General features: G+C 73.7%; 18 protein-coding genes. 10 read left to right on the top strand and 8 right to left on the bottom strand.

Features of this window, described 5'->3' with window-relative positions:
* Positions 1-101: 101 nt before the first annotated feature.
* Positions 102-1,445 carry a type VII secretion integral membrane protein EccD gene (gene eccD, locus ACYVKF_RS13695; RefSeq protein WP_460967099.1) on the bottom strand — a complete coding sequence of 448 codons (1,344 nt, stop codon included), beginning with the start codon at positions 1,443-1,445 and terminating at the stop codon, positions 102-104.
* A 216-nt stretch (positions 1,446-1,661) separates the two neighbouring features.
* Between eccD and ACYVKF_RS13700 the strand changes: the two genes are divergently transcribed.
* The 8 genes from ACYVKF_RS13700 (at position 1,662) to ACYVKF_RS13735 (ending at position 8,214) form a co-directional block, all read left to right on the top strand.
* On the top strand, positions 1,662-1,961 hold the full coding sequence (locus tag ACYVKF_RS13700) for a WXG100 family type VII secretion target (RefSeq protein ID WP_235529278.1): 300 nt from the start codon (positions 1,662-1,664) through the stop codon (positions 1,959-1,961).
* 3 nt (positions 1,962-1,964) lie between these two features.
* Positions 1,965-2,243 (top strand): WXG100 family type VII secretion target, encoded by a 279-nt coding sequence (locus ACYVKF_RS13705; RefSeq protein ID WP_235529277.1) that lies wholly within the window; start codon positions 1,965-1,967, stop codon positions 2,241-2,243.
* Between the two features lie 97 nt (positions 2,244-2,340).
* Complete coding sequence (locus tag ACYVKF_RS13710) at positions 2,341-2,964, top strand: hypothetical protein (RefSeq protein WP_460967101.1); 624 nt, start codon at positions 2,341-2,343, stop codon at positions 2,962-2,964.
* Between the two features lie 61 nt (positions 2,965-3,025).
* A complete protein-coding gene (locus tag ACYVKF_RS13715) occupies positions 3,026-4,456 on the top strand; it encodes a S8 family peptidase (protein ID WP_460967103.1) in 1,431 nt (476 codons plus the stop codon).
* A gap of 1 nt (position 4,457) precedes the next feature.
* Positions 4,458-6,026: a WXG100 family type VII secretion target gene (locus ACYVKF_RS13720; RefSeq protein WP_460967105.1), complete on the top strand. Its 1,569-nt coding sequence runs from the start codon at positions 4,458-4,460 to the stop codon at positions 6,024-6,026.
* A 28-nt stretch (positions 6,027-6,054) separates the two neighbouring features.
* Positions 6,055-7,008, top strand: coding sequence for a hypothetical protein (locus tag ACYVKF_RS13725; protein WP_460967107.1), 954 nt, complete (start codon positions 6,055-6,057; stop codon positions 7,006-7,008).
* Entirely contained in the window at positions 7,005-7,751 is a 747-nt protein-coding gene (locus ACYVKF_RS13730; protein ID WP_157581641.1) for a hypothetical protein, read from the top strand. Before ACYVKF_RS13725 ends, ACYVKF_RS13730 begins: the two co-directional genes overlap by 4 nt.
* A 4-nt stretch (positions 7,752-7,755) precedes the next feature.
* On the top strand, positions 7,756-8,214 hold the full coding sequence (locus tag ACYVKF_RS13735) for a hypothetical protein (protein ID WP_056917743.1): 459 nt from the start codon (positions 7,756-7,758) through the stop codon (positions 8,212-8,214).
* Positions 8,215-8,220: 6 nt separating this feature from the next.
* Here the strand turns inward: ACYVKF_RS13735 and ACYVKF_RS13740 are convergent, their stop codons facing one another.
* Positions 8,221-8,985 (bottom strand): hypothetical protein, encoded by a 765-nt coding sequence (locus ACYVKF_RS13740; protein WP_460967109.1) that lies wholly within the window; start codon positions 8,983-8,985, stop codon positions 8,221-8,223.
* 10 nt (positions 8,986-8,995) lie between these two features.
* Entirely contained in the window at positions 8,996-10,531 is a 1,536-nt protein-coding gene (locus ACYVKF_RS13745) for a hypothetical protein (protein ID WP_460967111.1), read from the bottom strand.
* Between the two features lie 270 nt (positions 10,532-10,801).
* Between ACYVKF_RS13745 and eccCa the strand changes: the two genes are divergently transcribed.
* Both eccCa and ACYVKF_RS13755 read left to right on the top strand, forming a co-directional pair.
* Positions 10,802-14,725: a type VII secretion protein EccCa gene (eccCa, locus tag ACYVKF_RS13750; protein WP_460967113.1), complete on the top strand. Its 3,924-nt coding sequence runs from the start codon at positions 10,802-10,804 to the stop codon at positions 14,723-14,725.
* A 37-nt stretch (positions 14,726-14,762) separates the two neighbouring features.
* A complete protein-coding gene (locus tag ACYVKF_RS13755) occupies positions 14,763-15,524 on the top strand; it encodes a lysophospholipid acyltransferase family protein (RefSeq protein WP_056917739.1) in 762 nt (253 codons plus the stop codon).
* A gap of 6 nt (positions 15,525-15,530) precedes the next feature.
* On the opposite strand, the gene ACYVKF_RS13760 is transcribed toward ACYVKF_RS13755, so the two are convergent.
* Genes ACYVKF_RS13760 through ACYVKF_RS13780 form a run of 5 tightly spaced genes read right to left on the bottom strand, consistent with a single transcriptional unit; the run spans position 15,531 to position 21,210 of the window.
* Positions 15,531-16,067, bottom strand: a complete 537-nt coding sequence (locus tag ACYVKF_RS13760; protein ID WP_056917738.1) for an NUDIX hydrolase family protein — start codon at positions 16,065-16,067, stop codon at positions 15,531-15,533.
* 58 nt (positions 16,068-16,125) lie between these two features.
* On the bottom strand, positions 16,126-17,481 hold the full coding sequence (locus ACYVKF_RS13765) for an FAD-binding oxidoreductase (protein ID WP_460967116.1): 1,356 nt from the start codon (positions 17,479-17,481) through the stop codon (positions 16,126-16,128).
* Positions 17,478-18,389, bottom strand: a complete 912-nt coding sequence (locus ACYVKF_RS13770) for an ECF transporter S component (RefSeq protein WP_460967117.1) — start codon at positions 18,387-18,389, stop codon at positions 17,478-17,480. Before ACYVKF_RS13770 ends, ACYVKF_RS13765 begins: the two co-directional genes overlap by 4 nt.
* The gene (locus ACYVKF_RS13775; RefSeq protein ID WP_460967119.1) at positions 18,386-20,119 is read right to left on the bottom strand and encodes an ABC transporter ATP-binding protein; all 1,734 of its coding nucleotides are present in this window, start codon (positions 20,117-20,119) and stop codon (positions 18,386-18,388) included. Before ACYVKF_RS13775 ends, ACYVKF_RS13770 begins: the two co-directional genes overlap by 4 nt.
* On the bottom strand, positions 20,116-21,210 hold the full coding sequence (locus ACYVKF_RS13780; RefSeq protein ID WP_460967121.1) for an energy-coupling factor transporter transmembrane component T: 1,095 nt from the start codon (positions 21,208-21,210) through the stop codon (positions 20,116-20,118). The genes ACYVKF_RS13775 and ACYVKF_RS13780 overlap by 4 nt, the downstream gene beginning before the upstream one ends.
* Between the last annotated feature and the right edge of the window lie 3 nt (positions 21,211-21,213).

The raw sequence follows: 21,213 nt of genomic DNA on the forward strand, positions 1-21,213 counted from the left end.
CCACGAATCCCACCGGACCGCTGCGGGTCTGCTCCGCCCGCGGTGCCGTGCCGCCCGGAGCGGAGCCGCGGCGCCGCCCGGGAGCGGAGCTGCGGTGCCGCCTAGAACACGTGGGCCGCGGCAGCCGCGAGCGGCAGCAGCGCCACGAGGCAGACGCCGTCGACGGCGTCCGCGACGCGGCCGAGACGGACCCTCGAGCGCGGCGCCACCAGCGCCAGGCCCACGACGACCGCGGCGGCTCCGGCCAGGGCGACACCCAGCAGCGGTCGCCAGGACGGGTGCGCCAGGGCGGCGCTGACCCCGACCACCGACAGGCCGAGGATGCCCACGACCATGGCCACCAGGACGGTGGCGTGGGTGCGGCTGTGGCGGGTGCGCAGCAGGACCGCGGCGAAACCGACGGCACCCAGGACGGGTCCCAGCCAGCCGGTGCGCGCGACGAACGGCGCGGTGAGCAGCGCCACGAGCCCAGCGGCGATCCCGAGGCCGAGCATGAGGTCGTGGCCGGCGACCACCTGGCGGCGGACCGAGCGGCTGTCGACGGTCGGCGCGTCGGCGAAGATCTCCGCGTCCGTGCGAGGGGGGTGGGTCGTCAGCCTGCTCGACGACACGGCGAACCACGGGAACAGGTTCCCCGCGATGACCGCGACCGCGAAGACCACCGCGGCCACGCCGTCCACCGGGAAGCCGGCGTAGGCGACGAGGGCGCCGGCCACGGCCAGGACCAGCCCGACCACGGGGCCGACCAGCACCACCTGACGGTGCTCGCGGACGACGAGCACCCCGAGGGCCCCGACCACGGCCGCGCCGAGTCCGGCGACCATCAGCGGGCGTCCCCACACGGTCCCGTCCAGCGGCACGGCGAAGCCGGCCACGGCGGCATACGCGCTCGCGGCCAGGGCGAGGGCCGCACCGGACACGGACTGGCGGCGGGCCTGGGAGAGGACGGCGGCGGCGATGACGAGCAGGACGGCGACGGCACCGGCCATGCCCACCACGAGCACGCCGTTCGTGCGGGCGGTCACGAGCGCGACGGCGCCCGCGCCGAACAGGGCGACCGCGGCACCGAGGGCCGTCCGCGCGGAGTTCTCGGGCGTCCACGGTGCGAACGAGGACTCCACGAGGTCGGCCACCGCCTCGACCACGTCGTCGTAGACCTTGAGCTCGACGGGGTCACCGGCCGGCTCGAGGGACAGGACGAACCCGTCCTCGACCCCCTGGGCGGCGAGGCTGCGGTCCGGCTCCACGGTGATCCCGTCGTGCCGCACGAGCCGGAACCCCCGGCTGGCCGTGGCGGGATCGAGCTGCCCCAGCTCGCGGGCCAGCTCGGGCACCAGCTCGGCGACGGGTATGCCGCCCGGCAGACCGAGGTCCGCGCGGCGCGTCCCCGCCGTGACCGACAGCCGGATGAGCGACGTGGTGGTGCCAGAACTGCCAGTGCTCACGGTCACGGGCCCCTCCCGGTGACGACGAAATGTCCTTCGGCCCCGGTGGGGCCAGACGCAGCATAAGGGGGAGTTCTCCCCATGTTGCGCTGTTCCAAACGTTGCTAGTCTCTCAAATCGGACCTCGGGGGATGGTGTTTCGGGGTCCGTCCCATGCGCACGCAGCTGGGATCAGCGCGCCCCCAGGGGGGCCAGAAATGGAAGTTGGGAGGCACCATGCTTGCTGCTGGAGATGGCGTACTCAATAAAGGCGCCGGAATCGTCAGCGACTACCGGGGACAGCTCGACAACGAGCTGAAGTCCCTCGAGGGCCGCTTGCAGGGTCTGCAGAGCCAGTGGAAGGGACAGGGAGCGGCCAGCTTCCAGGCCACCTTCACCCGCTGGAAGGAGGACTCCGCCAAGATCATCGCCGCGTTGTCCACGTTCGAGGAGAACCTGCGCACGACGCAGAACACCTTCACCGAGCGCGACGAGAACGCCGCGACCGCCATGAAGAACAAGTACGGGGGTATGTGAGACATGCTTGTCGACCACGGAGGACTGAGCGCGGCTGCCGGCGACATCGCCCAGGGCGCGTCGAAGATCGAGAACAAGCTCAACGACATGGACCAGGCGCTCTCTCCGCTGAAGAGCGAGTGGGACGGTTCTGCCAAGGAGGCCTACACCCAGGCCAAGCAGAAGTGGACCCAGGCCATCACGGACATGAAGCTCGTCCTGGCCGAGATCGGCAGCGCCGTCGAGACCAGCAACGAGGACTACCGGGACGGCGACAAGAAGTCCGCCGGGCTGTTCCAGTAGGAGCCAGTCGCCACGGTCGTGCCGGAGCCCGCAAGGGGTCCGGCACGTGCCGCGACCACTGGCACCAGGTCCACGACTAGACCCAGGGGGGAATCAGATGGCACTGCCCGACGAAGACCGACAGCAGGCGCAGGGGTACCGCTTCACCAACGGCAAGCTCAAGGCCGACTTCGAGATCATCCGCACGCTCGCGAACAACCGGGGTGCGGCGTGGACCGAGCGCGCCACCGGCAGCCGGTCCAAGGTCGTGGGGACGACCCTGGACGCCGACTCCTTCTCCGGCATCGACTCCTGCAAGGAGTTCGGTTCGGTCTACGCCACGGCCAAGCAGATCTACGAGGACACGCTCAAGGGTGTCGAGCAGGACGTCAAGGACTACCAGGAGAAGCTGCTCCAGGTGGCCACGCACCTCGAGGACAAGGACAACCGTGCCGGCGAGGTGTTCGCCACGCTCGCCGCACCCAAGGCGGCCGAGAACCTGCACAGCACCCAGCGCAACACCCGGGCCAACGAGACGCAGGAGGCCAGGGACGCCGAGAAGGTGCAGGAGCAGGCCCGCAAGGACGCCGTCGACGGCGGCACCGGCCAGGGCGGTGACCAGGGCACCGGACAGGGCACGGACCCGGCAGCCGGCCCCCAGCCCGCCACCGGCACGGACAACGTCATGGGTGCCCCGCCGGCGCCCGACGACGGCGACACGGCCGTCCAGGCCTCCCGCTGAGGCCCCGCACCGACCGACCGACCCACCGCTGTCGCACGAGTCCCGAGGAGGGCACCGTCCCGTGAACCGTCCCACCCGATCCGTCGTGCGGACGTCGTTGGTCGCCGTCGTGGCCGCTGCCCTCGTCGCCCTGCCCGGGGTCGCGGGGGCCGGTTCGCCCCTGGCGTCGTCGGCCGAGGCGGCCAACCCGACGCCGTGGTGGCCCGCGGCGATGGGCTTCGACGACCTCGCGGCGGCCGGCGCGAAGGGCAAGGGCGTGACCGTGGCGGTGATCGACGGGACCATCGACCCGGACGCCGCGGACGTCAAGGGCCGCATCGCCTCGGTGTTCACCCCGTGCACGGCACCGGCGACAGCCGCCGACGCCGACGCCGACCACGCGACGGAGATCGCCCAGGTGATCGTCGGCACGGGTGCGCGCTCCGGTGGCACGCCGGGCGTGCGCGGCATCGCCCCCGAGGTCACCCTGCGCCACTACAGCATCGGCACGGGGGAGAAGAACCTCTGCGGCGTGAAGGACGACGGCGACAAGCGCTCACCCCTGCTCATCGCGATGGAGAAGGCGCTCGCCGACGGGGCGAAGATCGTCAACCTCAGCTTCGGCTCGAGCAGCACCAGCGGCGACGAGAAGCGGGCCGTCCTGCGCGCCCAGCACGCGGGCGCGATCGTCGTCGCGGCCACCGGTGACGGGGCCGTGAGCTTCCCCGCGGCATACAACGGCGTCGTCGCGGTGAACGCCTGCGACAGCAAGGCGCAGCTGGATCCCCGGGGCGCCAACGACATCGGGTACGGCATCGCGTTCTGCGCCCCCGGGGTCGGCCTCGTCCTGGGCGAGCACCGGGGCGGGACGTGGGTGGCCCAGGGCAAGCTGGTCGACGGGACGTCGTTCGCCGCGCCCCTGGTCGCCGGCGGCCTGGCGGCCTACTGGTCGAAGTACCCCGGGGCGACCGCGGACCAGGTCCTGCAGGGCGCCCTGAAGAACCCGGGCATGAAGCAGGGCACCAGCAACAGCGGCGCGAAGGGGTGGATCGCGGCCTACCGCAGGGTCGGGTCCGGCTTCCCCAAGATCCAGGACTCGACGAGGACGGGCTTCGGCTGGGGGATCTTCGCCCCCGCTGACGCCGTGCGGGTCGACCCGACGTCCTACCCGGACACCAACCCGTTGCTGCGCACCGCGAACGGCCTCGGCCCGACCGCCGAGGAGGTCGCCTCGGGGGTGCTGGCGGACGATGCCACGTCGTCGCCGTCGTCCACCGCCTCGCCGTCCTCGTCGGCGTCCTCGTCCACGTCCTCGTCCACGAGCTCGGCACCGGCAGGCACCTCCGGCAAGGACGGCTCCGCGACCGCGCAGCAGTCGGGTGACGGCGGCGGGGTCCCGGCCTGGGTGTGGGTCGTCGTGCTGGTGGTCGTGCTCGCCGCAGGAACCGCATTCGTCGTCAGTCGCAAGGGGGCCGCCCGTCCGGCGGCCGCACAACCAGGGGAGGGGAGCTGAGATGGGCGCCAAGGAGGCAGAGCTCAGGAAGATCCAGGCGGCCGCGGGCAACATCGCCGGCCAGGCGCAGCACTGGGAGGACGCTGCGGTCGAGATCGACCAGCTCGTGACGAGCATCAAGAACACCAAGAACGACCTGGCGGTGGACTGGGAGGGCGAGGGGGCCAAGGCGGCCTACACCGCCATGGACACGCTGACCGCCCAGCTGACCGCGCACGCCGCTGCGCTGCGCGAGGTCAAGTCCGCGCTGGTGCAGGCCGACACCGCCGTGTCCGCGGCCCAGACCGCGCTGGCGACGGACGTCGAGACGGTGGACACCTCTCCGGACCGCCAGGCGTACATGCGCCAGGAGGGGGTCGACAGCCCCGGACCGGTGGGGAAGAAGTTCGACCAGGGCGCCTACGACGCGGCCGTCGCCGACCGTGAGGCCCAGCGCGAGGCAGCCGCGGACAAGGCTCTCCGGGCCCTCAAGGTCGACATGGCCAGTGCCACGACCACGTTGCCCGTCGACGCCAAGGACGACTACAGCCGCGGCGGGGGCTCGCTGCCCAGTGGTGGCGGCGGGGGCGGCACGCCCAGCGGTGGCGGCAGTGGCGGCGGGTACTCCGGCGGCAACACCGGTGCGACCCCCACGATCTCGAACGCCGGCTGGGTCGGCTCACCGACGGTGACGGGCTACCAGGGGCTCCCCGGCGACCCGATGGTCCCCCAGATCATCCCCGAGGACGGGACCGGCGGTGGCGGCACCGACGGCACCGGCGGAACCGGCGTGGTCGGCACCGGTTACGACGGGCTCACCAGCGTCGACGGCACGGTGACCGGCTCGGTGCCGGTCGCCGGTGGCCTGCACGGCGCCACCGGCACCAGCGGCCTCGGCGGGTCCGGTTCCGGCTCGGGCGGCCTGGCCGGGACGGCGGGCACGATCGGCATGGTCGCCGGGGGTGCGGGTGGCCTCGGCGGGGCGATCCGCGGCGCCGCGGGGCGCGCCGGCAGCACGCTGTCGGGTGCGGCGAACGCCGCCGGCGGCGCGGCCCGCGGTGCGGGCGCCGGGCGGCTCGGCGGCAGCACCTCGGCGGTGCCCGGTTCCCGGGCCGGGGGTGGCACCAACATCGTCGCGTCGGGCGCCGGCGGTCGTGGCACCGGCATGGTGCCGGGCGGTGGCTCGGGCAGTGCCTCGGGCGCGCGCGGCTCGACCGTGAGCGGCGCCTCCGGGTCGGGCAAGTACGGCGTGCCCCGCCTCGACGGCGCAGGTGGACGCGCAGGCACCTCCCTGGTGCCCGGCGGTGGTGGCCAGTCCGGCGCGGGCGCCGGTGGTCGCGGCATCTCCGGCGGTCGCGCAGGGGGCTCTGGGGGCTCCGGGACCTCGGGCTCCGGGGGTGGCCGGACGGGTGCGGTCGCGGGCGCTTCCGGGCGCGGTGGCCAGGGTGGCCAGGGCGTCGTGGGGGCCCACGGCGGCGCGGCCCGCGGCGGCAGCTCCGAGCAGGAGCGCAAGGACCGCGAGCTGCTCACCCACGAGGACGAGGAGAACTGGTACGACGACGCGGAGGCGAGCGACTCCGTCTGGGAGTAGTCCGGCACGTCGGCGAAGGGGGAAGAGCATGGCACCGAAGATCAAGGTCGAGATCGCCCAGATGGACCTCATCGGGCAGGTCCTGGACCGCCAGCAGGGGCACATGCAGGGGGTGGGGTCGTTCGTCCGCACCAACTGCAGCGCGAACGGCGCCTTCACCGGCGTCCTCGGGCTGCTCGAGGGCCACTACCGGGGCGCGTACGACGCGGGCTCGCAGGGGATGACCAACGGCGCCACCATCGCCCGCGTCGCCTCGGACAAGACCGCCGCCACCCGCGCCGACTTCATCGCCCGCGACCGGGCCGCCTACGAGCGGATCGCCGCGAAGCAGGGGGTCGACGCGCCGTACGAGGCGCCGCGGGGCGGCACCGTCCGGCCGGGGGCACCGATCGGACCGGGCGGACGCGGTGGGTCGGGTCCGTTCGGGTTCCTCGACCAGCTCTCGTTCCTCAAGGGCGGCAAGGACGTCGTCAGTACGACGGACACCCTGACCAAGCCGCTGCGCCAGAACCCCAAGGACCTGTGGCGGGTCCACGAGCGCGCCGACGACCTCGCGGACCGCACCGACCCGAAGTACTGGGTGCAGCGTGGCCTGACCAAGCAGGTCAACGCCCTGCGCCAGAAGCTCGACGGGATGTCGCCGACCGAGCGGGGCACCTACCTGCGCAACCGCCAGCGCGACGCGTATGCCGGCGGGCAGGACTGGGCGCGGGACCACGTCCCGGGGCGGCAGGACGAGGACGGGTCACGCAGCCCGGCGGCAGGAGCCCTGAGCAACCCCGACTCCGAGCTGGTGGGCAAGGGCGCCAAGGCGCTGCAGGCGCCCGGGGCCGTGCTGAGCGAGACCCAGGGCGTCCTCGACGCCGGCCACCGCCTCGCCGACACCCTCGGCCAGACCGGCCGCACCGACGACGCCGTCGACGGCCCGGCCAACACCGAGGCGATCCGCTGGGCGACCAAGGACAAGGGGGGCACGTGGTGAGCGTCTACGAGAAGGTCGACCCGTCCGGCTACGACCAGTGCCTGGCCGTCGCACCCGACGACGACTTCATCGAGGAGTTCGAGTCGAGCTGCGGCTTCCTCATCGGCCACCTGCTGGGGTTCTGCCGACAGGCGTTCGGCACCGACCCGTTGGTGGAGCTCGTCAAGCCGCTGTGCGGCGACTGGGGCCTGATGGGTGTCGCCAAGCAGGGCTGGGCGGACGCCGGCCAGATGTGCAAGGGCGTCGGCGAGAACTTCACCGAGCTCGACGTCAACACCGTCGACGTCTGGGACGGCGAGGCCGCGGAGGCCTTCCGTTCGCGGATGGTGCAGCTCGGGCAGAACTACGCCACGTATGCCGAGGGGTGCGACCTCATCGGGGAGCTCACCGGGAGCCTGATCGAGGTGGCCAAGTCCGCGGCCCTCGGCATCGCGACGCTGGTGTCGTTCATCAGCGACATCCTCGAACGGCTCATCATCGAGGCGTCCGTCCCCGTGGTGGGCTGGCTCGTCGGGGCGGCTGACATCGCGATCCACATCAAGAGCTTCTGGGACCGGTTCGACAAGGCCGTCAAGCTGATCCGCCGCGTCCTGGACACCATCGACCGCTTCATCGACGCGATCTACGCGGTCGTCAACATCATGCACGTCATCAAGCTCGCCCTGAACGGCATCTCCGGCGGCCTCGCGGCCTACAACGGGTCCCGGATGGACGAGGCCGCGCAGAACCAGTTCGGGGTGTGAGCGCATGAGCGACGCGGACCGGTCCATCGCCCAGGTGCGGGCCCTGCTCGGGGAGATGCGCGGCATCCGGGCCGACATCGACCGCCAGACCCGGGAGGCGATCGCGGAGCACGAGAAGTACCTCAGCACGGTCGAGGACAAGGACGAGGACCGCGCGAAGAAGGCGCGCTCGGGTGAGCTCGGACCCGACTGGCAGCGGTTGCAGCGCCGGATCGACCTGGGGGAGACGAGCCTGACGGCCATCGTGCACGGCCTCGACGACTCGGTCCCGGCCGAGAACGTCCGGCGCACGGCTGCCGAGAACGTGCGCGAGGTGGCCCGGGTGCAGGCTGAGGAGCTCGGCAGTCGCGAGGAGTCCGCCCAGGAGCTGCAGGTCTCGTTCACCGCGGCCCAGCAGCACCTGCGCGAGATGCACGCCCAGATGGAGCAGATCGCGGCCAAGCCGCTGCCCCGCGTGGACTGAGGGCGGCTAGGCGGCGGCCCGTCGCCTCCGACGTCGCCGGCCGGGGCGCCTCCGGTCGTCGACCGCCTGCACCTGGCTGCGGTGCCGCGTCAGGGCCGACGCGCTGACCAGCTCGAGCACGACGAGGGCGGCGGCGGTCACGGGGCCCCAGACGGCGGTGTCCGGACGAGCGGCGGAGTCGCGGTACCCGATCGGCTGGATCAGCGGCACGACGAGCCCGGTCGGGTCGGTGACCAGCTCGTAGTGTTCGCCGGTGCTGATGCGGGCGAAGGAGTACTCGTTGGTCCGGCGCTGCCCGATCGTGGACCAGGCGACCGTCTTCGGGCCCTGACCGCCGGTCGGACGGACCTCGACGCGGCTCGCGCCGTTCAGCAACCGGTCCACGCGGGTCACCTCGACCTGTCCGGTCGGGCGCATGACGTCGGTGGTCCACCAGCGTGCCCCGGCGTGCTGGAGGAAGAAGGTGCAGAACGGCACCAGCACGAACAGTCCGCACAGGACGGGGAACGGGATCCGCGACGAGACCTGGAGCAGCACGGCCCAGAAGAGGACGGCGGCGATGCCGGTCAGGAGCGGGTTGATCGCGCCGGGCGTCGCGTTGCCATCGCCAACCCTGGGGTGCCACGACCACCAGATCGCGAGCAGGAGGGCGAGGTGCGCCACGACGACGAGCAGGATCCTGGCCCAGAGCCGCATGCCGGCGTCCGTGGTGTCCCTGGCGTGCGGGGCGTCAGGGGTGGCTGCTGCGCGGCCGGCGTCTGCTGCGGTCACGGTCGTCCGGTCAGCTCGCGGCGATCCGGGCCATGGTCTCGAACCCTCCCGCGGCCAGCGCCGCCGCGGGCAGGCTCAGGACGACGGCCAGTCCCTCCAGCATGTCGGCGAGGCGCGAGAGCCGGGTCGAGTGCCACCCCCGCCCGAGGGCGACGGCAGCCGCGACGGCGACCAGGCCGAGCGCCACGGCCGTGCACGCCAGGGCCACCCCGATGCCCACCCCGACGAGCCGGCCCGCGGCATACGTGCCGAGGAGGGCGGCGAGGGCGGAGGTGGTGAGCAGCGCGTAGCGGGGGAGGCGGTCCCGCACCGTGCGGGACTGGAACCCGAGGGCGACCGTGATGCTGGCGCAGAGGCCGACCGTGCCCCACGTGGACCAGCCCGAGCGCCCCGGGGTGGCCACGACCACGACCAGGGCCACGGGGGCGAGCAGGCACCCCCACGCCGTGCCGGCCGCGACGGTCTCGCGGGCGGCGTGGAACACCGTGTCGACCTCGGCGACGCGCAGCCGACGGAACCGGCGTCGACGTTGCTCGCGGGCGGTCCAGATGGTCGTCGACAGCCGGTCGACGTCGACCAGCTGCTCGTCGGGCACCTCGAAGCCCAAGGACGGCAGCAGCCGGACGGCACCGGGGACCAGGCCGGCGACCACGGCGGCGACGGCGAACGCCGGCCAGTCCAGCAGGACCCCCACGACGGCGAGGCCCCCCACCACGGCGAGCGCCGTCATCGCCGCGCGGGAGGCGCGGTCGAGGGGCCCGCCGGTGATCCGGGCGACCCCGGCGAGCGCGGTCGCCACCGTGCAGGCCGCGATCAGGGAGATGCGGCCGGCGCTGGGGGTCGTGGCCACGGGCAGGGACAGCCCTGCCGCGAATCCCAGCAGCGGCGCGGTGAGGCGCGAGAGGCGGGCCGCCGACGACGCGGCGTGGTCGGTCGCCAGGGCGAGCCCTGACAGGAGCAGGAGGGCGGCGGCAGCGCCGGCCACGAGGGGGTCGGGCGTCGCGTGGGCCCGGAACACCCCGGGGGCCAGCACGGTGACGGCCGCCACGGCGAGCCCGGCGCCGACCCAGCGCAGCAGCGTCGCCGTCGCCACGGGGACGGGCGACGTGGTGCGCACGACCGCTGCTGCCGGCCCCGCGTCGTCCACCGGTGCCGGCAGGGCGAGGTCGTCGCGGCGGCGGGTCGCCTCGGCCAGCGCGCGTCGCGACACGGTGGCCTCCGACGCCTCGACCTGGCGGCCACCCTGGCCCTCGGGCGAGCGGGCACCACCGGCGACGGGGGACCGGTCGAAGTTGAGGACGTCGCGGGTCACCTCGTGGGTGGTCGCCCGGATGACGGTGAGCAGGGTGCCCTCCGGCACCGCGTCACCGAGCACCTCACCGAGGGCGATGACGCGCCCCGCAGGGGTGGCCACGGCACACGGGCTGTTGCGCGGGGCGATGCCGAGCGCGGCCAGGAGGTCGCCCACCTGGGCGTTGGCCGGGGCGACGAGGTCGTAGCGGCGGTCGTCGGCGAGCAGCGAGATGCGGTGCGAGTCCTCGCTCAACGCGGCACCTCCCCCTCTGCGAACCTGCTCCGGCGTCCGGACCACCGTGCCGTCGAGCTCCCGCCGGGAACCCTACAGCCTGTTTGTCCGGGAAGGACGAGACTGCACCGTTCGTCCACCACCACGCGATAGGTTGGCACCGCTGTGGGCGGACGCCTGCCGACCCGGGGGAGGCAGCGACGTCCGGCGGGACGGGCACGAACGCCGAGGAGGGCGCACACCACCATGTCAGTGACCTTGCGACGGGGACCTCGCGAAGAGGCGCCCGAGGTGCCGTCGGGACGGATCGTCCTGCAGCCGCCGCCGGAGATCACGCCCAGCGAGGGGGTGAGCGGCCTGCTGCTCAACGCGGTGCCGATGCTCGGCAGCGTCGGCTCCATCGCGTTCGTGGCGCTGTCCTCGCCGGGGGTCAAGGGCTACATCGCCGGTGGCATGTTCCTCGTCGCCTCGCTCGGGTTCGTCGGGGTCAACGGGTACCGCCAGCGCCAGCAGCACACCGCAGGGGTGATCGAGGCCCGCCGCGAGTACCTCGCCTACCTCGGCGAGGTGCGCCAGACCGTCCGCGAGGCCGCCAACCGCCAACGGGCCGCAGCCCTCTGGAACAACCCGGCCCCCGAGGCGCTCGCCGCCCTCTGCGAGGAGCGCACCCGCGTCTGGGAACGCTCCGCCAGCGACGACGACTTCCTGCGGGTCCGGTTCGGGCGCACCAACCAGCCGCTGTGCATCACCCTGGAGGCGCCGGAGACCGCGCCGATGGCCCAGCTCGACCCCGTGGCCGCCTCGGCGCTGCACCGCCTGCTCGCCACCCACCGGGTGCAGCCGGACCTGCCCGCCTCGGTGTCGTTGTCCTACTTCTCGCGCATCGAGGTCACCGGCGACGCCGAACCCACGCGTGCCCTCGCCCGCGCCCTGGTCGCCGCCGCGGCGGCCCAGCACGCCCCCGACCAGCTCCAGATCGCCATCGTCTCTGGGGCCGACGCGCTCCCCGAGTGGGAGTGGGTCAAGTGGCTCCCGCACTCCCACAGCCAGCGTGAGCGGGACGGTGTCGGGCCGGCCCGGATGCTTGCGACGTCGTTGTCCGACCTCGAGCCGATGCTGCCCGCCGACCTCGCCGACCGGCCGCGGTTCGGCCCGGCCGAGCAGCCGACCATGCCGCACGTGCTCATCGTCGTCGACGGCGGCGAGGTGCCCCCGGGCAACGCGATCGTCACCGACGACGGGGTCATGGGCGTGACCGTGCTGCACCTGCCGGAGCGGTGGGACGAGCTGACCCAGGAGGGGCGGATGCGGCTCGCCCTCGGCAACGCGCAGCGCTCGGGTCCCTACGCCGGCCGGGTGCCGATGCAGATCATCACCCTCACCTCCGACCCCGCCCAGGGGTACGCCGACCAGCTCTCGCCCGTCCAGGCCGAGGCGGCCGCCCGCCGCCTCGCCCCCCTGTATGCCGGTGCCGAGCCCGAGCGGCGCGACGCCATGACCAGCTCCACCGAGCTCGTCGACCTGCTCGGCCTCGGCGACGTCCGCGACTACGACCCGGAGGCTGCCTGGCGGCCCCGCCTGCAGCGTGACCGGCTCCGCGTGCCGATCGGCCTGGGATCCAACGGCCAGGTCGTCTCGCTCGACATCAAGGAGTCCGCCCAGCAGGGCATGGGCCCGCACGGCCTGGTGATCGGTGCCACGGGTTCGGGCAAGTCCGAGGTGCTGCGCACCCTGGTGCTGGCGCTCGCCATGACGCACTCGTCGGAGTCCCTGAACTTCGTCCTGGTCGACTTCAAGGGTGGTGCGACGTTCGCGGGCATGGCGGACATGCCGCACGTCTCGGCCGTGATCACCAACCTCGGGCAGGAGCTGAGCCTGGTCGACCGCATGCAGGACGCCCTGCACGGTGAGATGGTCCGCCGCCAGGAGCTGCTGCGGTCGGCGGGCAACTTCGCCAACGTCACCGACTACGAGAAGGCCCGGGCCGCCGGCGCCGACCTCGAACCGCTGCCGGCGCTGGTCATCGTGGCCGACGAGTTCAGCGAGCTGCTCAACGCCCGGCCCGAGTTCGTCGAGCTCTTCGTGGCGATCGGCCGGTTGGGCCGCTCGTTGTCGATGCACCTGCTGCTCGCGTCGCAGCGGCTGGAGGAGGGGCGCCTGCGCGGGCTGGAGTCGCACCTGTCATACCGCCTCGGCCTGCGCACCTTCTCGGCGCAGGAGTCCCGCACCGTCATCGGGGTCCCCGATGCGTACGAGCTGCCCGCCGTCCCCGGCCTGGGGTACCTCAAGCCCGACCAGACGACGCTGGTCAAGTTCAAGGCCGCCTACGTCTCGGGCCCTCCGCCGGCCCGCCGCCGCGTGGCCAGCGACCGCACGGGCGCGACCAACGACATCGTGCCGTTCTCGGCCGCCCCGGTGCTGCGCCTCAACGACGCCCCGGAGCCCGTGGTCGTCGACTCCGGTCCGAAGGAGGACCGCGCGACGTTCGACATCGCGGTCGCCAAGATGCGCGGCAAGGGTCGTCCGGCGCACCAGGTCTGGCTGCCGCCGCTGGACGTGCCCGACTCCCTCGACACCCTGCTCGGCGACCTCGACGTCGACCCGCAGCTCGGCCTGGTGTCGCGTCGCTGGCGTGACGCCGGTTCGCTGGTCGTCCCGCTCGGCATCGTCGACCGGCCGCTCGAGCAGCGCCGCGACGTGATGAGCGTGGCGCTCGGTGGTGCCGCGGGCCACGTGGCGATCGTCGGTGGACCCCGCAGCGGCAAGAGCACCCTCGCGCGCACCCTCGTCGCGTCCCTGGCGCTGACGACGACGCCGCAGGAGACCCAGTTCTACGTCCTCGACTTCGGCGGCGGCACCTTCTCGCCGCTGGCCCGGCTCGCCCACGTCGCCGGCGTCGCCAGCCGCAACGAGCCCGACGTGGTCCGCCGGACGCTGGCCGAGGTCCGCGGCATCGTCGACCGCCGCGAGGCCTACTTCCGCGCGCAGGGCATCGACTCCATCGAGACCTACCGGCGCCGCCGCGCCGAGGGTCTCGCCGACGACGGGTTCGGCGACGTGTTCCTCGTCGTCGACGGCTGGCCCACGATCCGGGCCGAGTTCGACGAGCTGGAGATGCAGATCCAGGAGCTCGCTGGCCGTGGCCTCACGTTCGGCCTGCACCTGGTGGCGACCACCAACCGCTGGATGGACTTCCGCAGCGCGGTCAAGGACGTCTTCGGCACCCGGCTCGAGCTGCGCCTCGGTGACCCGAGCGACTCCGAGATCGACCGGAAGGTCGCGGCCAACGTGCCCAAGGGTCGTCCGGGCCGCGGGGTCGAGGCCACCCGTCACCACTTCCTCGCCGGGGTCCCGCGCATCGACGGCAGCGGCGACGCGGGCAGCCTCGGCGCCGGGGTCGACGACCTCGTCGAGCGCGTCAACGCCGCGTGGCAGGGGCCGACCGGTCCCAAGCTGCGGCTGCTGCCCGACGAGATCAGCCTCGACCGCGTCCGTGAGATGGCCGGTCCCGACGACCGCCGGATCCTGCTCGGCATCGACGAGAGCAACCTCGCGCCGATCGGGCTCGACGTGGCCGAGGAGCCGCACCTCTACCTGTTCGGTGACAGCGACTCCGGCAAGACCGGCATGCTGCGCACCGTCGCGCACGAGGTGATGCGCCTCTACACCCCCGAGCAGGCCCAGATCTTCGCGGTGGACTACCGGCGTTCGCTGCTCGGCGAGATCCCTGACGAGTACCTGCGGGACTACTTCACCACCGAGGAGCAGGCGCTCGAGAACATCCCCGAGCTGGCGGCATACCTGCGCTCCCGCCTGCCCGGACCGGACGTGACCCCGGAGCAGCTGCGCAACCGCACCTGGTGGTCCGGCGCCGAGGTCTTCGTCCTGGTGGACGACTACGACCTCGTCGTGACCTCGGCCGGCAGCCCGCTCGCGGCGCTGGCGCCGTTGCTGGCCCAGGCCGGTGACGTGGGCCTGCACCTGGTCGTCACCCGACGGTCCGGTGGCGCCGGGCGCGCGTCGTACGAGCAGGTCATGCAGACCCTGCGCGACCTCGCCTCGCCGGGGCTGCTGCTGTCCGGCAACCCGGACGAGGGACCCCTCATCGGCAACATCAAGGCCGTGCCGGCGGTGCCCGGTCGCGGTCGGCTGGTGTCCCGCGAGTCCGGCAACAACGTCATCCAGCTGGCCTGGACCCCGTCCCGGCACGGGTAGGTCGGTGGGTGGCGCGCGAGACCCCTAGTGTTGGCGCATGGAACCCGTCTACAGCAGCGTGATCGGGGTGGCCCGCACCCTCTTCGCGGCCCAGGGCCTGAAGATCCACATGCGCGGCCTGGAGAACGTGCCGCGCTCGGGTGGGGCCGTGATGGCCATCAACCACACCGGCTACTTCGACTTCACGTACGCCGGGCTGGTGGGCGTCAAGGTCGGTCGCCTCGTGCGGTTCATGGCGAAGAAGTCGATCTGGTCCAACCCGGTGGCAGGTCCGCTCATGACCGGGATGCACCACATCCCCGTGGACCGCGAGGCCGGGACCGAGTCGTTCGCTGCGGCCCTCAAGGCGCTGCGGGCCGGTGAGGTCGTGGGGGTGTTCCCCGAGGCGACCATCTCCCGGTCGTACGAGCTCAAGGACTTCAAGTCGGGGGCCGCCCGGCTCGCGCAGGACGCCGGGGTTCCCCTGCTGCCCGTGACGATCTGGGGCTCGCAGCGGGTCTGGACCAAGGGGCAGCCGAAGCGGATGGGGCGGCACGGATTCCCTCTGCTCATCTCCGTGGGCGCCCCGATCACCGTCGCCCCGGGCGAGGACGTCACGGAGGTGACGGCCCGGATGAAGGCGGCCATGCAGGCCCTGCTCGACACCGACCAGGCCGTCTACCCGGCGTGGCCCGATGCCGAGAAGCACCTGCTGCCGCCGCGGCTCGGCGGCACCGCCCCGACGCTGGCCGAGGCCGACGAGCTGGACCGCGTGGAGCGGGCCGAGCGGGTCCGCGCGATGCGGCGCAAGAAGGCCTGACGAGCCTCAGACGGCGTGGCCGAGGTGGCCGAGCGCCTGGCGCAGCAGCACCCCGTGGCCGTTGTCCATGTCGGCCAGCAGCGCCGGGTCCATCGCCTCCTGGGGCGTGAGCCAGGCCAGGTCCAGCGCGTCCTGCTGCGGCTGGCAGTCGCCCGCCACCGGGACGACGAACGCCAGCGACACGGCGTGCTGGCGCGGGTCGTGGAACGGCGTCACGCCGGGCGTGGGGAAGTACTCCGCCACGGTGAACGGCTGCGGGCTGGCCGGGATCTGCGGCAGCGCCATCGGGCCGAGGTCCTTCTCCAGGTGCCGGACGAGCGCGTCGCGCACCCGCTCGTGGTAGAGCACGCGGCCCGACACGAGCTCGCGGTTGATCTCGCCGTCCGAGGCCCGCAGCAGCAGGCCCACCGCCGTGAGGACCCCGCGGTCGTCGACCCGCACCGGCACGGCGTCCACGTAGAGGATCGGCAGCCGCTCGCGGGCGGCATCGAGCTCCTCGCGGGACAGCCAGGACTCATTGCGGTCGAGTTCGAGGGGGCTCATGCCTCGTTTCTACCAGCCGGGTCGCAGCGGGGACGGGACCGCCCCGGGCGTGGACGGCTCAGGACCAGTAGACGCGGCCGGGGTTGAGGATGCCGCGCGGGTCGAAGAGCGCCTTGACCGCGCGCTGGCGCTGGATCGACGCGGCGCCGACCTCGTCGGGGAGCCACCGCGCCTTGAGCGACCCGACGCCGTGCTCGCCCGTGATGGTCCCGCCCATGCCGAGCGCCACCTTCACGAGGTCGCCGAACGCCTCCTCCGCCCGGTGCCGGCTGTCCTCGTCGTCGGCGTCGTAGAAGAACGACGGGTGCAGGTTCCCGTCGCCCCCGTGCCCCGACATCGTGATCTCCACCCCGGTGCGCGCGGAGATCTCGTGCCCTGCGGTGATGAGCGCGGTCAGCCGGCGCACCGGGACGCAGACGTCCTCGATGAAGTGGGTGCCCTTGGCGACGAGCGCGTGGTGCAGCGCGCGTCGGCCCGCGAGCAGGGCCTCGCTCTCCTGCACGTCGTCGGCGACCGCGACCTCGGTCGCCCCCGCCTCCTCCAGGAGCGCGGCATACCGCTGCACGTCCTCGCCCGCGTGACCCGGCCGGTCGGCCTGGACGATGAGGACGGCGGCGCAGCCGGTGGGGAAGCCGTAGTCGGCGAGGGCCTGCACCGCGGCGAGGGTGGGTTCGTCGAGCAGCTCGAGCAGGCTGGGACGGTGGCGCTCGCGCCGCAACGCCACGATGGCGTCGCTCGCGGCGGACAGGCTGTCGAACGTCGCCAGCGCGGTCAGCGCGGGGTCCGGCGCCGGCACGAGCTTGGTGACGACCTCGGTGACGACGCCGAGCGTGCCCTCGGACCCGACGAACAACCCGGTCAGGTCGAGCCCCGCGACGCCCTTGGCCGTGCGGTGGCCGGTACGGATGACCTCACCGCCGGCGAGGACCACCTCGAGACCGCGCACGTAGTCGGCCGTGACGCCGTACTTCACGCAGCACAGCCCGCCGGCGTTCGTGGCGACGTTGCCACCGATCGAGCAGAACGCCGACGAGGCCGGGTCCGGCGGGTAGAAGAGGCCCTCGGCCGCGGCCGCCGCCTTGAGGTCGGCGTTGATGACGCCGGGCTGCACCACGGCGATGCCCTCCACCGCATCGAGCTCGGTGATCGCCGTCAGCCCCTCCAGGCTCAGGACGATCCCCCCGTCGAGCGCCACCGAGCCACCGGCCAACCCGCTGCGCGCGCCCTGCGGCACCACGGGCGTGCCCGTCGCCTGCGCGTGCGCGAGGACGTCGACGACATCCCCGAGGTCACGGGCGCGGACCACCTCGAAGCGGTCGGGGGCGAGCGCACCGATGGACTCGTCGATGCCGTAGGTCGCCTTGACGTCGGGGTCGGTGACGGCGCGGGAGAGGAGCGATGCGGGCAGGGTCACCCGGACAGGGTATGCCGCGTGCCCGGCTCGGGCCCGGGCGCGACCGGGGCGTCGAAGGTGCCCTCGGCGTCGAACGCGGCGCGGCGCGAGGCCCGGCGCAGGGTGCCCAGGACGGCCCGACCGGTGACGAGGATCAGGACGACGTTGGTGATCGCCCGACCCAGGTCCCACCACGCCGAGGTCGCGAGGGAGAAGACGGCGAACTGGTGCAGGTTGTCCCAGGCGGGGGCACCCGCGACGAAGGAGAGGTCACCGCCCAGCCCGGTGGCGAAGGGCCAGAAGGAGAAGTTGAGGGCCAGCCCGTAGAGCAGGCCGGCCACGGCGCCATACGCCGCGAGCAGGGCGAGCTCCCACCGTGGGGGCACGCGGGGGAGCAGGCCGGCACCGAGGCCGACCCAGGCCGCCCCGACCATCTGGTACGGCAGCCAGGGGCCCACGCCGCCGGTCACGAGGGCCGAGGCGAACAGGGTCGTCGAGCCCAGCACGAAGCCGAACCCCGGCCCGAAGACCCGCCCCCCGAGGACGAGCAGGAAGAAGACGGTCTCGAGGCCCGCGGTGCCCGCGCCGAGGGGCCGCAGCGCGGCGCCGACGGCGGACAGGACGCCCAGCATCGCCACGGCCTTGACGTCGAGTCCGCCCTCGCTGATCTCGAAGAGCACGACGGCCAGCAGGAGCGGCAGGAGCAGGGCGAAGACGAGGGGGGCGTCGGCGTTCTGGCCGAGGCGTGAGTCGGCCGAGGCGAACAGTGGCCACAGGAACGCCAGCAGCCCGGCCACGGAGACGAGCGCGAGCGCGGCCGTGGAGCGTGGCCGCAGCGCCACGGCACTGCGTCGTCCCGGGTGCGCGGGCCCGGACGGGACGGGGTGCTCGTGGGACGGTCGAGCGCTGCCGGGGGTCTGGATGGTCATCGCACTCCTCCCACGGTGACCGGGACCCCCGGGAGGGCGCGGCGCACGTCGTCGACGGTGAGCAGCCGGGTCGGCGCGAGCACCTTGGCGACCTGCGGCGCGAACGCCGGGGAGTCGCACAGCACGTCGACGGCGGGTCCGTCGGCGACGACCCGACCCCGGGCGAGGACGACGACCCGGTCAGCGACGCCGGCTGCGAACTCGACGTCGTGGGTCGCCACGAGCACGGCGCCGCCGGCAGCGGCCAGGTCGCGCAGCAGGCTGCTCAGTGCGGCCTTGGCGGGGTAGTCCAGGCCCCGGGTGGGCTCGTCCAGCAGCAGGGTCGCGGGTGCAGCCGTCAGCTGGATGGCCACGACCAGCGCGAGCCGCTGACCCTCGGACAGGTCACGAGGGTGCGCGGCTCCGTCGATGCCGGGGGCAAGGCGGTCGAGGCGCTCACGGGCCGTGCCCGGTGCGGCTCCGGCCTCGGTGTCGGCCTGGTGGCACTCGTCGTCGACGCTGGGCAGGTAGAGCAGGTCGGCGGCGCTCTGCGGCACGAGCCCCACGTGCCGACGGCGTACCCGCGGCGACACCCGGGCCGGGTCGACGGTGGACGCACCACCGGCGCCCGGGGCGGAGGCCGCCGCACCCGTGGTGGCGGCGGGACCGGCGGCCACGGTGACGTCCCCGCCCTGGCGGTGCCTCGAGCCGTGCAGCGCCCACAGGAGGGAGGACTTCCCCGACCCGTTGCGCCCCATCAGGGCGACGACCTCGCCCGGGGCCAGGGACAGGTCGACGCCGTCCACCGCGACGAGGTCGCCGTGGTGCACCTCGACAGCCGTCCCCGCGAGCAGGGGAGCCGGGACGGACGCGGGGGAGGTGTCCCCTGCGGTGGCGTGGTGGGCCGCGACGACCTGCTCGGTCGAAGGACCGAGGGCCGCCCGCAGGTCGCGGGCCGCGCGTCGCGCGTCGCGCACGGTGAGCGGCAACGGCTGCCACCCGGCCCAGCGGCCGAGGTGGACGACGGGCGGTGCCAGCGGCGACTGCGCCATCAGGTCGGACGGTGCGCCGTGGCTCACCGTGCCGTCCTCGGCCACCAGCACCAGGCGGTCGGCGAGTCCGACGATCCGCTCGAGCCGGTGCTCGGAGACCAGCACGGTGAGGCCGAGGTCGTGGACCAGCCGGGACAGCGTCGCCAGCACCTCCTCGGCACCGGTGGGGTCGAGCGCCGACGTGGGCTCGTCGAGGACGAGGACCCGGGGGTTGGCGGTGAGGACCGAGCCGATCGCGACGCGCTGCTGCTGCCCGCCGGACAGGTCGTGCAGGGGCGCGTCGCGCAGGTCGGCGATGCCGAGGACGTCCAGCACCTCCTCGACCCGCCGGCGCATGGCGGAGGGTTCCACGCCGAGCTGCTCGAGGGTGTAGGCGAGCTCCTCCTCGACGGTGTCGGTGACGAACCCGGCCAGCGGGTCCTGGCTGACGACCCCCACGACGCCGGCGAGGTCGCGCGGACGGTGCGTGCGGGTGTCGAGGCCGGCGACGGTGACCCGTCCGGAGAGGTGCCCACCGGTGAAGTGGGGGACGGTGCCGTTGACGGCGCCCAGCAGGGTCGACTTCCCGGCGCCGGTCCGACCGACGACGACGGCGAGCTCGCCCTCCTCGACCACGACGGACGCGTCGCGCAGCGTGGGCCGGGGCGACCCGGCATACCTGACGCTGACCCGGTCGAGGACGACGACGGGGGCGCTCATGCGCGACCCCCGCGTCGGGGCGGCTCGGGGGCGGCGAAGGCGGGCACGGCGGCGAGGAGCAGGCCGACGACCGCGAGCAGGGGCAGGGCCGGCGGAGCCAGCGGTTCCAGGGGCAGGACGAACGCGGTGGGGTCCGCCCGGGCAGCCACGACGACGAGGACCGCGGCGGCGACGCCCGATCCGGCGACGACCCACTCGGGGGTGGCCCATGGGTCGGGGCGGTAGGCGGTCCGCTGCACGGCCCGGCCACCCACGCGGAGGCCCGCGACGCACAGCAGCAGCCCGGCGACGAGCATCGGGAGCCCGACCGCGGCGGGGGCGGTGGCGTCCAGCACGCCGTAGGTGCCGACCGCGGCGCCGAGCAGCCCGGTGAGGGTCAGGGCGCCGGTGAGGTGGCGCACCCGGGGCGACTGCTCCGGTCGCCGGCCGTACCCGCGCGAGTCCATCGCCGAGGCGAGCAGGAGCGACCGGTCGAGGGTGTCCTGCAGGACCGGCAGCGCCACCCGCCCGACGGACCGCAGCCCCGACCCGCCCTCGCCCCGCAGGACACGCGCCCGCCGGACCCGCTGCACGCTCTCGGCGAGCTGGGGGGCGACGGTGACCGAGATGACGACGGCCGTGCCGATCTCGTGCAGGGCGCTGGGCATGGCCCGCAGCAGCCGCTTGGGGTTGGCCAGGGCGTTCGCCGCGCCGATGCAGGCGATGAGGGACGCGAGGCGCAGACCCTCGACCGCGGCCGCGAGGACCCCCTCGAGGTAGACCGGTCCGAGGATCGTGATGCCGGGCAGGTCGATGCTCGGCAGGGTGTACAGCCGGGTCTGCCCGAACTTGAACCCCACCAGCAGGTGCAGCAGCACGCGCAGGACCACGATCGAGGCGCCCAGGACGAGGTACAGCCGGAACGCCCGCGCCCACGGCGAGCTGCCCCGCCGCGCCGCCACGACCAGGGCCGCGACGCTCACCGCGAGCAGGAGCAGGAGCGGGTTGGTCGTGCGCGAGCACGCCACGGCCAGCCCGATCGCCCACACCCACCACGCCACCGGGTGCAGGTGGCGGGGGAGCGGGCGACGGACCGGTCGTGGAGCGGGCATCGA

It is taken from the genome of Pedococcus soli, assembly GCF_054782575.1.